This window comes from Metapseudomonas boanensis, from assembly GCF_018704125.1.
Lineage (GTDB): Bacteria > Pseudomonadota > Gammaproteobacteria > Pseudomonadales > Pseudomonadaceae > Metapseudomonas > Metapseudomonas boanensis.
Map to the genome: position 1 here is coordinate 148,726 of NZ_JAGTIS010000004.1, position 14,888 is coordinate 163,613.

Below are 14,888 nucleotides of genomic sequence, written 5' to 3' on the forward strand. Positions count from 1 at the left end.
GCCCTCCGCCTCCGAATAGGGGCGCTTTTATTGTTCTGGACGACGCAAGGAGCAGCAGGTTACCCACACTTGAACGACCGATCAACGACCTCCGACAGGACGCAGGAAACGCTGCATGCCGCCCGCCAGCAACCCATCCACCCATGCTTCGCAAATCTGCACGCCCTGCGCTGGTGTGAAGGTTTGCGGATTCAGCCCGGACTCCAACCAGAGGCCGTCGAGCAAGGCGCTCAAGCTGATGGCCGCGAGGTCCGCATCGAAGCCCTGCCAACTCTGCTCGGCTGCCAGGTCGGTCAGCGCGCTGGCCAGGATGGCGCGGTACTCGCCATAAGATTGGTCATGGGCCCGGTTGATCGCCTCGGCCGTCTTCACCGCGCCCCAGAATGCCAGCCAGGCATCCAGCAGTTGCGGGTCCAGCACCTCGGCGGAAAAGGACGCGCGAAAGAATGCCGATAGCCGCTCCCGGGCATTGGGTGCCGCCCGATCGATGGCCTCGCGCAGCAGCGCCATCACCCGACCGGTAACTGCCAGGTAAGCCTCGGCCACCAGTTCGTCCTTGCCCGAATAGTGGTGGTTGATCAGACCGACCGAAACCCCGGCCTCGGCACAGATCTTGCGGATCGAGGCGCCCTGGAAGCCATGCTGCTTCAGGCAGGCCAGGGTCGCGTCGATCAGGTGAGCCTTGCGCAGCTCTGGGTCCAGTCGGGAAAAACGTGCTTCCTGAGTCATGCCGACAGCTCCTGATGTGTTCCGGCGAATTTGAACGAATGTACAGCAACAATCCAGTCCCACCTACCCGTTCGGGGTATGGCCGCCAACCGCCAGGTACCGGAGAGTGGTTCCAGGCCCCGATAACTACAACACAGGTGGAACCGACATGCGCAAGACCCTGGTAGCAGCACTCGGCACGACACTGGCGTTGTTGCCCGCCTTGAGCCCGGCGGACGACGGCAACACCCTGCGGCTGTACAACTGGTCGGACTACATCGGCGAAAACACCCTGGCCGACTTTGAAAAAGCCACCGGCATCAAAGTCACCTACGACACCTTCGATTCCTACGAGACCGTCCAGGGCAAGCTGCTGCCAGGGCGATCTGGCTATGACCTGGTGGTGCTCAACGCCGCTCTGGTACCGCCGCTGCTCAAGGCTGGCGTATTCCAACCGCTGGACAAGAGCCGCCTGCCCAGTTGGGGTAACCTGGACCCGCAGGTGCTGGCCAGCCTGGAAAGCTTCGATCCGGGCGTCACTTATTCAGCCCCCTACACCTGGGGCAGCAATGGCATCACCTACAACGTCGAGATGATCAAGGCGCGCATGCCCGACGCGCCGATCGGCTCGCTGGCGATGATCTTCGATCCCAAGGTGGTGTCACGCTTCGCCGACTGCGGCGTGACCCTGATCGACTCGCCCACCGACGTGCTGCCGCTGGCCCTCGCTTACCTGGGTCGCGACCCCAACAGCGTCGAACCGGCGGATTTGAAGGCCGCACAGGATCTGCTGCTCGCCGTGCGCCCGTATATCCGCAAGTTCGACTCGATGAGTTACCTGAACGGCCTGGCCAATGGCGATCAGTGCATCGCCATGACCTGGTCAGGCGACTACGCCACCGCGCAGGCCAGGGCCGAGGAAGCCGGCGCCAAGGTCAAGCTGGATTACTTCATTCCCAAGGAAGGCTCGCTGATCTGGTTCGATGACTTCTATATCCCCAAGGACGCGCCAAACGTGGCTAACGCCCACACGTTCATCGAGTACCTGCTGCAACCCAAGGTGATCGCCGAAGTCACCAACTACATCCGCTACCCGAACAGCAACCAGGCCGCAACCGCACTGGTGGACGCCGAAGTCCGCAACGACCCGGCGATCTACCCGGACACCGCTACTCGCGCCCGACTATTCGTCCAGAAGACGCATTCGCCCAAGAGCATGCGACTGATCACCCGCACTTGGAACACGGTGAAGACCGGCAAGTGAGTCGGCACCGTTCCCCCTCTCTCGTAGATGTCAGAGGGGACTCTCCACGCCCCATACGTACGACCCGAGGTAAATGAAAATGGCCATCCCAAATCCAGCATATTTTGCGCAGTTCAATGATGAAGAACTGGTCGCAGCCGACAAAGCGCATTACATGCACGGCTACCACATCTTCGACGACCATCGCGAAAACGGCTCATTGAATATTGCCGCCGGCGAAGGCGCCTACATCTATGACACGGCCGGCAATCGTTACCTCGATGCTGTGGGCGGCATGTGGTGCACCAACATCGGCCTGGGCCGCGAAGAGATGGCCGAGGCCATCGCCGAGCAGGTACGCCAGCTCGCTTACTCCAACCCCTTCTGCGACATGGCGAACGTCAAGGCCATCGAGCTGTGCGAGAAGCTCGCGGAACTCGCACCGGGCGATCTGGACCATGTGTTCCTCACCACCGGCGGCTCGACGGCAGTCGACACCGCCTACCGGCTGATCCAGTACTACCAGAACTGCCGCGGATTACCTGCGAAGAAACACGTCATCACCCGCATCAACGCCTACCACGGATCCACCTTCCTGACCATGTCGCTGGGTGGCAAGGCGGCGGACCGCCCGGCCGAGTTCGACTTCCTCAAGGACCACATCCACCACATTTCCTGCCCCAACCCCTACCGCGCACCGGAGGGTATGGACCAGGCGCAGTTCCTCGACTTTCTGGTGAACGAGTTCGAAGACAAGATTCTGACGCTTGGTGCCGATCGAGTCGCGGCGTTCTTCGCCGAACCGATCATGGGCTCGGGCGGCGTGATCATCCCGCCCGCCGGCTACCACAAGCGCATGTGGGAAGTCTGCCAGCGACATGACGTGCTCTACGTCTCGGACGAGGTGGTTACCTCTTTCGGCCGCCTTGGAGCATTCTTCGCCTCTGAGGACGTATTCGGCGTGCAGCCGGACATCATCACCACCGCCAAGGGCCTGACCTCGGGCTACCTGCCTCTGGGGGCATGCATTTTCTCCGACCGTATCTGGCAGGTGATTGGCGAGGCGGGCAAGGGGCGCTGCTTCAGCCACGGTTTCACCTACAGCGGGCACCCGGTTAGCTGCGTCAGTGCACTGAAGAACATCGAGATCATCCAGCGCGAGAATCTGCTGGCCCATGTCGAGGACGTTGGCGCCTACCTGGAGGAGCGCCTGCAAAGCCTCACCAGGCTGCCGCTGGTGGGCAGCGTGCGCTGCAAGAAGCTGATGGCCTGCGTTGAATTCGTGGCCGACAAGGCGAGCAAGGCGCTGTTCCCGGATGAGCTGAACATTGGCGAGCAAATCCACCTGCGCGCACAGAAGCGTGGCCTGCTGGTCCGGCCCATCGTGCACCTGAACGTGATGTCACCACCGCTTACCATCACCCACGCTCAAGTGGATGAGATCGTCGAAACCTTGCGGGTAGCGATCCTCGAGACGGCTGCTGATCTGCAGCGCAGTGGCCAGTACGCGGGCAACTGATGCGCAGCCTGGGCCTTTTGCAGGCGCCCGGCAGCCCCAGTAGACTGCCGGGCATGGCCGACTCCTCAGCACAAACCGCAACCACCCTCCCCGCCACCTCCCTGCATGCCTGGCATACAGGGCTGGCGCGGGCCATGGCCAGCGTCGCCGAACCCGGCTTCGGCGAGCGATTGGCCGAGGCGCTGAACTGCCTGGTGCCGATCGAATCGGTGCTGCTCGGTCTGGAATGCAAGGGGCTGGCACCGCGGCCGCTGTACCAGCGCGGCATTCCCACCGAGTACCGCGAAGCGCTGATCGAACGTTACTACGCACGCGGATACATGCTGGACCCGTTCTGCCTCGCGCTTGAAAGCGGCCTCGCCGAGGGCTTCTACCCGCTTTCTGAGATTGCCCCGGACGACTTCTTCAACAGCGAGTACTACAAGACCTACTACCTCAAGTGCGGTTCGGTGGAGGACAGCCACTACATCGTTGACCTGGGCGGCCAGCGCAAGGTTTCGCTCTGCGTCTACCAGGGGCTCAGCGGCGCGCGCTTCACCCCGGCCGAACTGGAACTGCTGCGCGCGGCACAACCCATGGTGCGCGAGTTGATCCGGCAGTTCGACGAGCGCGGTGGCCTGGCCCGCTGCCTGTCCAACGCCGGCCCATCATCCTTGCACTCAGGCCCACCTGCGGCACTCAACCAGCAGATCAGGGACGCGTTCATGAACTTCGGCAGCGAGGTGCTGACCGAGCGCGAGCGGGAAGTCGCCCACCTGATGCTGCGCGGCCACTCGGCCAAATCCAGCGCCCGAGTGCTGGAAATATCCCCCGAGACGGTGCGCATGCACCGCAAGAATCTCTACACCAAGCTGGACATTGGCTCCCAGGCGGAACTCTTCGCCCTGTTCATCGACTGGCTGACCCGCTGAGAAACCTTCAGTCAGATACCCGGTAAGGAACGCCAACCTTTGACTAGGCTTGAGCAGGTTCTCAACCATCCAAGGAGACCCGCCATGCCCATCGAAAAAGCCCTGTACCGCGCGTACGCCGAAGCGTATGGCGGTCGTGAAGGCCGTGCCGTGTCGTCGGACGGCGTGCTGGATGTAAAGCTGACCACCCCGAAGGAGCTGGGCGGTCCAGGCGGTGACGGCACCAACCCCGAGCAACTCTTCGCTGCCGGCTATTCGGCCTGCTTCCTTGGGGCCCTCAAGTTCGTTGCAGGCCGGGAGAAGGTCGCCCTCTCAGAGGACTCTTATATAGAAGGGATCGTCGGAATCGGTACCCTGCCCAGCGGATTCGGCATCGAGGTCGAACTGAAGATTTCGCTGCCCGGGCTGGATCGCCAAGCGGCCAAAGACCTGGTCGACAAGGCGCATATCGTTTGCCCGTACTCGAACGCGACCCGCGGCAATATCAACGTAACCTTGACGCTGGTGTAGGAACGAGGGGGACGCCGAGTCCTTGCTCGCGAACGGATGAGCCAGGGTCGTTCGCCAGCAAGCTGGCTCCTACAAAGGTATGCAACTAAGAAGGGAGGCCACTGACCTCCCTCGCTTCACTTGACCTTGTAGATGATCCCCGGACTGCACTGGACCATCTGGTAGAGGTCAGGCTACCCGTCAAGCACTTTGGACATGCCGAGGAGCAGATATCCACCTGGTTTGAGGCCGGCGTGGATACGCGTGAGGATACCCCTCCTCACGTCTACCAAAGATTACACATGCACCGCTCAGAGAACGCGGAACACGTAAGCTCCCTGCAGAAAGGCTCAAGAGCTGCTCGGACCGAGAGACTTTTTAACCTCTCGAACAAATCACTTTAATGTCTCAGTCAAGGCGAAGCAGGAGCCTTTTTGAGAGGATTTGCTTTCATGAACTCTGCAGCAGCATTTTGCACAAACATGGAATCCTTAGTCATTGAAAGACTCCACCTATCTGCAATTTCTTCAAATTCCTGAACCCCACTTATAGCGTAAAGGACACGGAGCTGCTCAATAATAAATTGCTGATATGCGCCATTAACCATGTCCGTCCGATTCGTCTGAGCATAGACGGACCAATACCCGACGTCGTATCTGTCGATTTCGTACTTCATGATCGAAATACCCTCATCAAACATTTTCTTTGCGCCCTCATCGCCGGTCACCCTGTAAAAGTCCCATATCCCGAAGAGCGCCCACATGTGGCCATTCAAAACATGGCTTGGATCATTGGCATCGGGATATTCCTCATACCAGACACCATTACTTTTTCGCACAGCAATTCCGCCATCACTGATCGGCTTTTCCATCCAGAGCAATGCCTTCCTTGCAGCCTCAAGGTAAGCAGGATCCGCACTGAGTTGGTATTCACGCAAAAGAATCGAAATACCTAAACTCTGGGAAAGTCCAGAGATCCAAGGCGCCTTCTGGTTGCGGGCGGGGACGTCGAATCCCCATTCCCATTTCCCATCTTTCTGTGTATCTAGGAACAGTTTCGCCAATTCCCTGAACTTAACCAGCGCCTCACTGTCATTGAACGCCCTTGCAGAGTCCCAATTACCAAGCGCACAAAAGGCCTTTTGGGTAACACTGGTCGCAAAATTTGGACCGTTACAATTCATTGTCGTGACTGAAGCGGTCGAGATGAGCGGTGAGTGAATGTAGTAATTCCCCAGCGTCTTATCTTTCAGACCGATCAGAGTCGAAGTCTTCATCTCCTCGACTCGAGTTGGATATCCAAATTTTTCCAAGTAGCCTTTATACCAAACATTTCCTCCAACCGAGGCCAACCATGACTTTACTTGCGCACTTCGATCATCCAACTCCTCTGCAGAAAATTTCTTGCCAGACTTTTCCTTGAGCAAGGTCACTCGAGCAATATCGACAGCAATTTTGTCATTGAGCACCTCTGCCCCAAGGGGAATCGGAGAGGCTACAGATCCGGAGGAAACCGTCATTGCAAGAATGGCTACTGCGATACATCCTTTAAAACTGACAAGCGTCTTACGCACCACAACCCCCTCCTTTATAGGAAGCTCGCACACAACAAAAAGCCCCATGCCGAAGTCAGCCATGAGCTTTTAAATAAATGAAGCTGATAGCACCGTCTACTTCCAGATCAAGATCCGAGCCCGCACCTGCATTTTGCAAGCAACTGCCCTTACTACTGAGATCCCTAGTTAACCGCCAGGTCATCATGCTCTCGAAGGCATGAATAATACGCTGCTGGTAGCCTCATTGCACACCGAACGAAATTTGGCGTGGCCTGCTGGAGCTTCGCCGATATCAAGCTTGACCTCCTTCAGGCCTGACAACGGCAAAAATAGAAAGCAGCAAAGATCCCAAGTTCGTTCACTTGACCTTGTAGATGATCCCCGGACTGCACTGGACCATCTGGTAGAGGTCAGGCAATCCGTTGAGTGCCTCGGACGCACCGAGAAACAGGTAACCGCCAGGCTTCAGGGTGGCGTGGATGCGCGTGAGGATGTCTCGCTTCACCTCGGCCGAGAAGTAGATCAGCACGTTACGGCAGAACACGATGTCGAATTTGCCGAGCGCCGCATAGCTGTCCAGCAAGTTCAACGGACGGAACTCCACGCGGCTGCGGATCGCCGGCTTGACCGCCCAGCGCCCCGGCGCCTTCTGGTCGAAGTAACGAACCAGCCGTTCCTGGGACAAGCCGCGCCCCATGGCCAAGCTGTCATATTCGCCGGCACGGCAGGCTGTGAGCATCGAGCTGGACAGGTCGGTTGCAACGATCTGAGCACCGGCCCTGAGTTGCCCCAGACTGCTCCGTTCGAACTCGTCGATCGCCATGGAAATGGAAAAAGGTTCCTGACCGGAGGAACTCGCTGCCGACCAGATACGCAGGCGCTGGTTCGGGTTGGCCTTGAGCAGCTCTGGCAGCACCCTCCCCTTCAGCACCTCGAACGGATAGGTGTCGCGAAACCAGAGCGTTTCATTGGTCGTCATGGCATCGACAACCTGTTCACGCAGACCGCCGCGCGATACACCCTGGACGCGCTGGACCAGTTCGCCCAGGCTCTTGATGCCATTCTGCTCCATCAGCTTGTTGAGCCGGCTGGAAACCAGATACTGCTTGTTGCTGCCCAGCAGAATGCCGCAGGTCTTTTCCAGGAATACCCGGAACTGCTCGAAATCCACATTGCCTGAAGACACTAGGGGCGCCTCACCGATCTAATTCCATGCCAGGGAGCCGCTGCTCAGCTCCCATCCATAACCTTGATGCGTTCGACGACGCGGGAAGCCAGGTCGTCAGGCTTGAACTTGGCAAGAAAGTCGTCCGCCCCCACCTTTTTCACCATCGCCTGGTTGAACACACCGGAAAGCGAAGTATGCAGGAGGATATGCAACTTCTGCATGCGTGGATCGTTGCGGATCTCCGCCGTCAGCGTGTAACCATCCATCTCCGGCATCTCGATGTCGGAAATCATCATCAACAGCTCGTCCTCTGGCGCCCTGCCCTCCTCGACCAACTCACGCAGGTAGTTATAGGCCTGGCGACCATCGTTGAGCGCCTTGACTTCGACCCCGACTGTTTCCAGGCATCGCACCACCTGCTTGCGCGCCACCGAGGAGTCGTCAACGATCAGCACCCGCTTGCTGAGGGCCTTGCTTTGGGTCTCGACATCCACGACCCCTTCGGACACTACCTCCGAAGTCGGTGCGACCTCGGCGAGGATCTTTTCGACGTCGATGATCTCCACCAGTTGCTTGTCGACTCGGGTCACCGCAGTCAGGTAGTGATCGCGGCCGGCTCCCTTGGGTGGCGGATGGATTTCTTCCCAGTTCAGGTTGACGATGCGCTCGACCGAACGCACCAGGAACCCCTGAACCTTGGTGTTGTATTCCGTGATGATGACGAAGCTGTTCTTCAGGTCATCCAGGCTTCTGCGCCCGGTCGCCAGGGACAGGTCGAGAATCGGAATGGTCCCCCCACGGATATTCGCGACCCCGCGCACCACCGGACTGGACTTGGGCATCACGGTGAGCCGAGGGCACTGAAGGACCTCCTTCACTTTGAATACGTTGATCCCGTAGAGCTGGGAACCGTCAAGACGGAACAGCAGCAGCTCCAGGCGGTTCTGCCCGACCAGTTGGGTACGCTGGTTAACCGAATCCAAAACGCCGGCCATGACCAGACTCCTCCTGCAGGTCTATGAATCTGTCGTCTTAGCCTGTCAGGCGGCACGAGCCTTGCTTCTCAGTGCGCATGAATGCTTCGACGACGCTTTTCCGACACTTGATATCAAAATGCCGCAACTTGATTGCGAGCGTTGTACCCGCTTTGTGCTGTCTCGGCTACAGCCCGGTATCGAGTGCAACCATGACGTCGCCTGAAGAGCTTATCGGCGTGACCCAGGGGTTTCTTGAGGCGACAGTCGAGGATTATTTACAGCGCAGCAGCATCCAGGGCCGCTACGAAATCCAGGTCAATCGACTGGACCCGCGGCTACGCCTGCCTCTCTGCGACAAAGAGTTGACTGCACGTCTGGAAAGCCCGTCAAAGCCGCTGGGGCGCGTCACCGTCCGGCTTCGCTGCGATGGCAACACACCCTGGACCATATTCGTGCCCAGCCAGGTCAGGCTGTTCCGCGAGGTCGTGGTGGTGACCCGCCCTCTGCGACGTGACGCCATGATCGCTCCTGAGGACGTGTCCCTCGCCGAGCGCGATGTAGGCCCCTTGAGCCAAGGATTCCTTACGAACAGTTCTCAGGTGATGGGCCAGAAGACCACCCGCGCGCTCCTGCCTGACCAGGTATTGGCACCAATCCACTTGCAGATGGCTGAAGTCGTAAGCAAAGGCGACCAAGTGGTGATCAGCGCCAAAAACTCGGCGATCAACGTGCGGATGCCTGGAGAAGCCTTGTCGAACGGAGCTCCAGGAGAACAGATCCGCGTACGCAACCTGGGTTCGGGGCGCGTAGTCAAAGCCCGGGTCCAGGGTCCTGGCCAGGTCCAGGTGGATATGTAGGCATGATTGACATGGCGCTCCAGAACAGATGTTTCCTACACTCTGCTTGTCTGAAAATTTTTTCTAAAGTTAGCCCGGACAGGGCCGATAACACGGTAAGCGTCCAATTAGCGTCCGAGGTTCAACATCATGGTCATTGACTTCAATCGGCCCAACAACGGCCCAACCCCTGCCAGCACGGCACGTACCAGTTCTGCGCAAGCCGGCGGCAAGGGTGAAGCGGTCACGGGCAACCCGCCTGCTGTTGCGCAAACAGTCAGCGAACAGCCGCAGGCTGCGGGTAGCGGTGAATCCGTGAAATTGAGCAGCGACGCTCAGATGTTGCAGCAAGCAGGCGAGAAGCTGCGCGACCTGCCCGCCGTGGACAAGGAGCGCATTGAAAAGCTCAAGCAGGCCATTGCCGACGGCTCTTACCAGGTCGATAGCAAGCGCGTGGCCAGCAAACTGCTGAACTTCGAATCCCAGCGCTAGTCCTCGGGCTGCGCTGGGGACCTTGGACGCCCGGTTCCCAGAGCAAGCAATGCAAGACACCAACCTGCTAGACCTGTTCAACCAAGATATCGACCACGCCAAGCGACTGCTTGAGCTGATGGACGAAGAATTCCAGGCACTTGGCGAACGAGACCTGACGCGCCTGGAAAGCCTCATCGCCGAGAAGCAGCCCCTCCTCGCCCAACTTGATCAGCATGGCCGCCAGCGCAGTCAGTTGTTGGTCAACCTTCGACTCAGCACTGACCGGGCCGGGCTGGAGCAACTCGCCAATGCCTCCCCCCGTGGAGCCGAACTGTTGGCCCGAAGTGACGAACTCGGCCAGTTGCTCGAGCACTGTCAAAGCGCCAACCAGCGCAATGGGCGCCTGATTCGAGCCAATCAGACATCGGTAGGCAGCATGCTTGGAATCCTACGGGGCGGCGAGATGCCAAGCCTCTATGACAGCCGCGGCACTACCGCTAGAATCGGCCACCAGCGCCCACTCAGCCAGGCCTGACCCCAACTACAAGAAGAGTGTGAGACCTGTGGGCATGGAGCCCGGCTCACGCCAAACCTTGCGTGTAGAGAGAGCCGGACCGTGTCCAACCTATTCACCGAGCAAAACGGCCCGCAACCACCGAAGATCCTCAAGGCTCCGGTGGAGATCCAGGCAAATCTTCGCCTTCTGCAGCAACATCACGACCCTCTGATCATTACCTTCCACGACCGCAATCAACGCTTCCAGAGTTACCTGGTCGAAGTCGACCGTGATCGCGGCCTGATTGCCCTCGACGAGATGATCCCGAATGATGGCGAGCGTTTCCTGAGGAACGGCGAAACCTTCCGCATCGAGGGTTTCCGTGAAGGTGTCAGGATTGCCTGGGAGTCCCTCCAGACAGTCGAGATCGGTGAACTGGACGGCGCACGTTGCTATTGGTGCGCCTTCCCTCAGGAAGTGATCTACCACCAGCGCCGTAATGCTTTCCGAGCTGCCCTCAAGCAGTCGCAACTGGTAGCTGTCGAACTGGATGGAAACAAGATTTCAGCCGCCCTTCAGGGACAGATGCTGGATATTTCCGCCACCGGCTGCAAACTGCGCTTTGAAGGCGACCAGAGCACTCGGCTCCAACCCGGCCAACTTTACGAGCGCTTCACGGCGAAGCTGCCCTTCGGCGCAGTGACAACGACAATCGAGTTGCGCCATGTGCACTACGAGGAGAAGTTGGGAGTGAGTTTCGCTGGCGTTCGCTTCCATGACATGAGCGGCCTGGTGCAACGCCAGGTGGAACGCTTTGTCTACCAGTTGCAACGCGAAGCCCGGCGCTTCGAAAAGGACGAACTGTTCTAGGTCGCCCCCAGTTTGTACCCCAGCCGCGCCAGGCGCGGCAGGTGCTCGGGGCAATCGACCATCCACACCGTCGGCAGCAGGCCATGCCGCCAATCCAGCTGCTGCAAGCGCTCACAGGTCAGCGCCAGCACCTGGTTGCTGCCCCAGGGGATGGATTCGAACAGACGCGGATCCACCCGGCGCAAGCCTAGCAGGACATAGCGGCCATCCTCGGTAGGTCCGAGCACAGCCTGGTGTTCGACCAGGGCCTCACAGGCCTCAGCGAGATAATTGGCATCCAGGATCGGACAGAAATGGTCGATCAGCACCACGGCGTCGTTCTCTGCCAGGCCGAGGACGGCGATGCGTCTCATACGCTCCCCGAGGTCTCCGACCGGCTGTCCGACCACCATCCAGTCGTTTTCTTCGGCCAACGCCTCAAGGCTCTCGTCTGGCCCATCCTCGAGCCAGAAGATGCGCTCGCTGAAGCCCATCGGTGGCAGGTTGAGCACCCGTGCAACCAGTTGCCGCTGCAAACGGAGAGCCCCCTCTTCGCCCAAGGCGGGAACCAGTCGGGATTCAAGTCCGCCGGCCTGTGGTGATCGGGCCAGCAAGTGCAGGGAGATGCTCAGATTCACGGCCACGGTCCTCCTTCAAGTCCCGAGGCGAACCTCGGGCTTAAAAGCTCAGGTACCTACTGTCGCCGATGATTGGTCAAAAGCAGGATGGCGCTGGGCCACTATTTCGCCTGCGGCCGTTCCCCCGTTTCGGTTGTCGATGCATCACCCGATGGCTGGGCATCCCCCGATTGCATCTGATCATGGATCGACTTTTCATCCACCCGCGGGTCGAGCGCCGCGACCAGGGGCGAGCTAGTCATGTTGTCCGGGGTGGGCACATGGTGAAGTGGCGCCTCGTCGACCCGGTGCAGGCCGGTAACCGCATCCGGTCGCACCCTGAGGACCAGGACTGCCGCGCAGAAGCAGACAAAGGCATAGAGCATGTTCGGCCCGAGCAGCTTCATGAGGGCGCCAGTGAGCAACGGACCGACACTCGCCCCCACGCCAAAGGTGATCAGCAGCATGGCCGTCAGGGAGACGCGGCGGTCAGCCTCGATATGGTCATTCGAAAAGGCCACTGCCAGCGGGTAGAGGCTGAACTGCAGCAGACAAACCAGGAAGCCCACGGGGAACAGCACTTCCAGCGGTGCCTGCGGCATGATCGCCAGGGGCAAGGCCGCGAGAGCCAGCAGCGCAGCCGTGCTGCGGATCAGTACCGCCCGGTCGTGCCGATCCGACAACCAGCCCAGCGGCCACTGGACCAGCAGGCCGGCCAGGATGCAACTACCCATGAACAGACCGACCTGGTTGGTGGGCATCCCTTGCGACGTGGCATAGAGCGGCGCGAGGCCATAGAACGAGCCGATGACCAGTCCGGAGACCAGCACCGTCGTCATGGACTGCGGCACCCGCTTGATGAAAAAGCGCGGTTCCAGCGGGGCCGGGTGTAAAGGCGCCGGGTGGATCTTGCGAGTGACGGCCACTGGCACCAGGCACAACGCGAAGCACATCGCCACCAGCATCAACAGCTCGGGGCCCAGCCCCGGGTGCAGTACCAGCACCAACTGCCCCATGACCAACCCCAGGTAGGAGGCGACCATATAGCCGGCGAAGACCTGGCCCCGCTGGCTGGCATCCGCCTGTTCAGTGAGCCAGCTTTCGATGACCATGTACTGGCACATCATTCCCAGGCCCACCAACATCCGCATGACCAGCCAGGCAGGAAGCAGGCTGGTCAGGCCGTGACCAAGCACGGCCGCAGTCACTACGCCCGCACATGCCACATAGGCGCGTATGTGGCCGACCCTCGCGATCAGCCGGTGTCCCAGCTTGCCGCCGATGACCAGGCCGAAATAGTTCGCCGCCATCAGCGCGCCGACCCAGAGACCATCCACCTTGTCGGCGGCCAGGCGAAGGCCGAGGTAGGTGCTGAGCAAGCCGGAGCCGATCAGCATCAACAGGGTGGCAAAATACAATGCGCGGAAAGATTTCCAGATTCGATGCATCGGCGCTCCAGGCGGCTCCTTGTACTAGAGGGGCCGCCATTTCGGCGGCCCTGCGGATAATCAGACCTGGGAGGCGAGGATGCGCCGCTCCCAGGGCGTGATTTCATCGAAGAAGCTGCTGAGCTCCATCGTCTTGGTAGCAATGTAGCCTTCGATGAACTCCTTGCCGAACAGTTCTCGCGCCAAATCACTACGTTTCAGACGTTCGAGAGCGGCATGCAAGGTACAGGGCAGCAACAAAGAATCCGGTGCCTCGAATTCACCCTGGATCGGCTCGCTGGGCTGCAGTCGCTGCTCCAGGCCGTACAGGCCCGCCGCGAGGCTGGCGGCAATGGCCAGGTAGGGGTTGGCGTCCGCACCCGGCAGGCGGTTCTCGACCCGGCGGGCGACAGGAGCACTGGCGGGAACACGCAGGCCAGCCGCACGGTTGTCGTGGGACCAGCAGGCATTGTTCGGCGATGCATAGGGGTGGCAAAGGCGCTGGTAGGAGTTCACGTTGGGTGCGAAAAGTGCCGTGAGATCCGCCATGGCTGCCTGCTGGCCACCGATGAAATGGGAGAAAGCCTCAGTAGGCACGCCATCTTCGGCCGTGAAGATGTTCCGACCGCTATCGCTCGCCACGATGCTCTGGTGGATATGCATCGAACTGCCCGGCGTGTGGGCCAATGGCTTGGCCATGCACACCACAGTAATGCCATGCTTGAGCGCCACCTCCTTGAGCAGGTGCTTGAAGAGGAAAGTCTGGTCGGCCAGCAACAGCGGATCACCATGCAGGAAATTGATCTCGAACTGGCTCACCCCCATTTCGTGCATGAAGGTGTCACGCGGCAGCCCCAGAACCTCCATGCAGCGATAGACCTCCTCGAAGAACGGGCGCAGGCCATTGTTCGAGGACACACTGAATGCGGAGCAGCCCGTTTCGCGACGCCCATCCAAGCCCTCCGGTGGCAGGAAGGGTTGCTGCGGATCGGGGTTGGGGGCGAATACGAAAAACTCCAGCTCGGTGGCGACTACCGGTTGCCAGCCATGCTCGGCGTAACGCTCGACCACCTTGCGCAGCAGGCCACGGGTCGACAGCCCAGACGGTCGGCCATCCAGTTCCTGAGCATCGCAAATGGCCAGTGCTCGCGGCTGCTCGCTCCAGGGCACGCGGTGGATCTGGCCGGGTTCGGCGACCAGGGCCAGGTCACCATCGTCGCTCCCGTAGAAGCGGGCTGGCGGATAGCCACCCATGATGCATTGCAGAAGCACACCGCGCGCCAGCTGAAGGCGACGCCCGGAGAGAAAACCCTCCCCGGTCATGACTTTGCCTCGCATCACACCGTTCAGATCAGGGGTGACACACTCGACTTCTTCGATGCCGGCCAAACGCTCTTCAAGCGGGCTGCGGACTTGGGTAGCCATGGTTATTGTCCTTGTGCACTACAACCGCTCTTCGTGGCGGTTTGTACAAAATACGCACCAGGCGTTCGAAATATCAAGCACTGCAAAGAGCCAACTGAAGCCGGTAAAACCTCCCGACTTTGCACCCATGGCGTTACAGGAGTCGCCGGCAGATTGCAGGCGCATCAAACGCAAGGAGGGCCACGGTGCCAAGC

Annotated in this window: 15 protein-coding genes and 1 pseudogene; 8 read left to right on the top strand and 8 right to left on the bottom strand. The window is 59.8% G+C overall.

Going from position 1 to position 14,888, the window contains the following annotated elements:
* Positions 1-81: 81 nt before the first annotated feature.
* Positions 82-729 (bottom strand): TetR family transcriptional regulator C-terminal domain-containing protein, encoded by a 648-nt coding sequence (locus J7302_RS10055; protein WP_215373419.1) that lies wholly within the window; start codon positions 727-729, stop codon positions 82-84.
* Between the two features lie 148 nt (positions 730-877).
* Between J7302_RS10055 and J7302_RS10060 the strand changes: the two genes are divergently transcribed.
* From J7302_RS10060 to J7302_RS10075, 4 genes are all read left to right on the top strand, one after another.
* Positions 878-1,972 carry a polyamine ABC transporter substrate-binding protein gene (locus J7302_RS10060; protein ID WP_215373421.1) on the top strand — a complete coding sequence of 365 codons (1,095 nt, stop codon included), beginning with the start codon at positions 878-880 and terminating at the stop codon, positions 1,970-1,972.
* Between the two features lie 79 nt (positions 1,973-2,051).
* The gene (locus J7302_RS10065) at positions 2,052-3,470 is read left to right on the top strand and encodes an aminotransferase (protein ID WP_215373423.1); all 1,419 of its coding nucleotides are present in this window, start codon (positions 2,052-2,054) and stop codon (positions 3,468-3,470) included.
* Positions 3,471-3,523: 53 nt separating this feature from the next.
* Positions 3,524-4,381 (top strand): helix-turn-helix domain-containing protein, encoded by an 858-nt coding sequence (locus J7302_RS10070; RefSeq protein WP_215373425.1) that lies wholly within the window; start codon positions 3,524-3,526, stop codon positions 4,379-4,381.
* An 84-nt stretch (positions 4,382-4,465) separates the two neighbouring features.
* Positions 4,466-4,891 (top strand): organic hydroperoxide resistance protein, encoded by a 426-nt coding sequence (locus tag J7302_RS10075; RefSeq protein ID WP_215373427.1) that lies wholly within the window; start codon positions 4,466-4,468, stop codon positions 4,889-4,891.
* Between the two features lie 173 nt (positions 4,892-5,064).
* Here the strand turns inward: J7302_RS10075 and J7302_RS26440 are convergent.
* The 4 genes and pseudogenes from J7302_RS26440 to J7302_RS10090 all read right to left on the bottom strand — a co-directional run.
* A pseudogene (locus J7302_RS26440) lies at positions 5,065-5,157 on the bottom strand (chemotaxis protein); the annotation flags it as partial.
* 125 nt (positions 5,158-5,282) lie between these two features.
* Complete coding sequence (locus tag J7302_RS10080; protein WP_215373429.1) at positions 5,283-6,443, bottom strand: D-glucuronyl C5-epimerase family protein; 1,161 nt, start codon at positions 6,441-6,443, stop codon at positions 5,283-5,285.
* 340 nt (positions 6,444-6,783) lie between these two features.
* Positions 6,784-7,611: a protein-glutamate O-methyltransferase CheR gene (gene cheR / locus J7302_RS10085; protein ID WP_215373431.1), complete on the bottom strand. Its 828-nt coding sequence runs from the start codon at positions 7,609-7,611 to the stop codon at positions 6,784-6,786.
* A 44-nt stretch (positions 7,612-7,655) separates the two neighbouring features.
* Positions 7,656-8,588 (bottom strand): chemotaxis protein CheV, encoded by a 933-nt coding sequence (locus tag J7302_RS10090; RefSeq protein WP_215373433.1) that lies wholly within the window; start codon positions 8,586-8,588, stop codon positions 7,656-7,658.
* Positions 8,589-8,665: 77 nt separating this feature from the next.
* Here J7302_RS10090 and flgA point away from each other — a divergent pair, with 77 nt between their 5' ends.
* From flgA to J7302_RS10110, 4 genes are all read left to right on the top strand, one after another.
* The gene (flgA, locus tag J7302_RS10095) at positions 8,666-9,427 is read left to right on the top strand and encodes a flagellar basal body P-ring formation chaperone FlgA (RefSeq protein ID WP_215373436.1); all 762 of its coding nucleotides are present in this window, start codon (positions 8,666-8,668) and stop codon (positions 9,425-9,427) included.
* Between the two features lie 129 nt (positions 9,428-9,556).
* Entirely contained in the window at positions 9,557-9,898 is a 342-nt protein-coding gene (flgM, locus tag J7302_RS10100) for a flagellar biosynthesis anti-sigma factor FlgM (RefSeq protein ID WP_215373438.1), read from the top strand.
* A 49-nt stretch (positions 9,899-9,947) separates the two neighbouring features.
* Positions 9,948-10,415, top strand: coding sequence for a flagella synthesis protein FlgN (locus J7302_RS10105; RefSeq protein WP_215373440.1), 468 nt, complete (start codon positions 9,948-9,950; stop codon positions 10,413-10,415).
* A gap of 81 nt (positions 10,416-10,496) precedes the next feature.
* On the top strand, positions 10,497-11,246 hold the full coding sequence (locus J7302_RS10110) for a flagellar brake protein (RefSeq protein ID WP_215373442.1): 750 nt from the start codon (positions 10,497-10,499) through the stop codon (positions 11,244-11,246).
* Here the strand turns inward: J7302_RS10110 and J7302_RS10115 are convergent.
* The 3 genes from J7302_RS10115 to J7302_RS10125 form a co-directional block, all read right to left on the bottom strand.
* Positions 11,243-11,863 carry a TIGR04282 family arsenosugar biosynthesis glycosyltransferase gene (locus J7302_RS10115; protein ID WP_215373444.1) on the bottom strand — a complete coding sequence of 207 codons (621 nt, stop codon included), beginning with the start codon at positions 11,861-11,863 and terminating at the stop codon, positions 11,243-11,245. The two genes, J7302_RS10110 and J7302_RS10115, sit on opposite strands and share 4 nt — an antisense overlap.
* 101 nt (positions 11,864-11,964) lie before the next feature.
* On the bottom strand, positions 11,965-13,290 hold the full coding sequence (locus tag J7302_RS10120; RefSeq protein WP_215373447.1) for an MFS transporter: 1,326 nt from the start codon (positions 13,288-13,290) through the stop codon (positions 11,965-11,967).
* Between the two features lie 60 nt (positions 13,291-13,350).
* Entirely contained in the window at positions 13,351-14,694 is a 1,344-nt protein-coding gene (locus tag J7302_RS10125; protein WP_394359083.1) for a glutamine synthetase family protein, read from the bottom strand.
* Between the last annotated feature and the right edge of the window lie 194 nt (positions 14,695-14,888).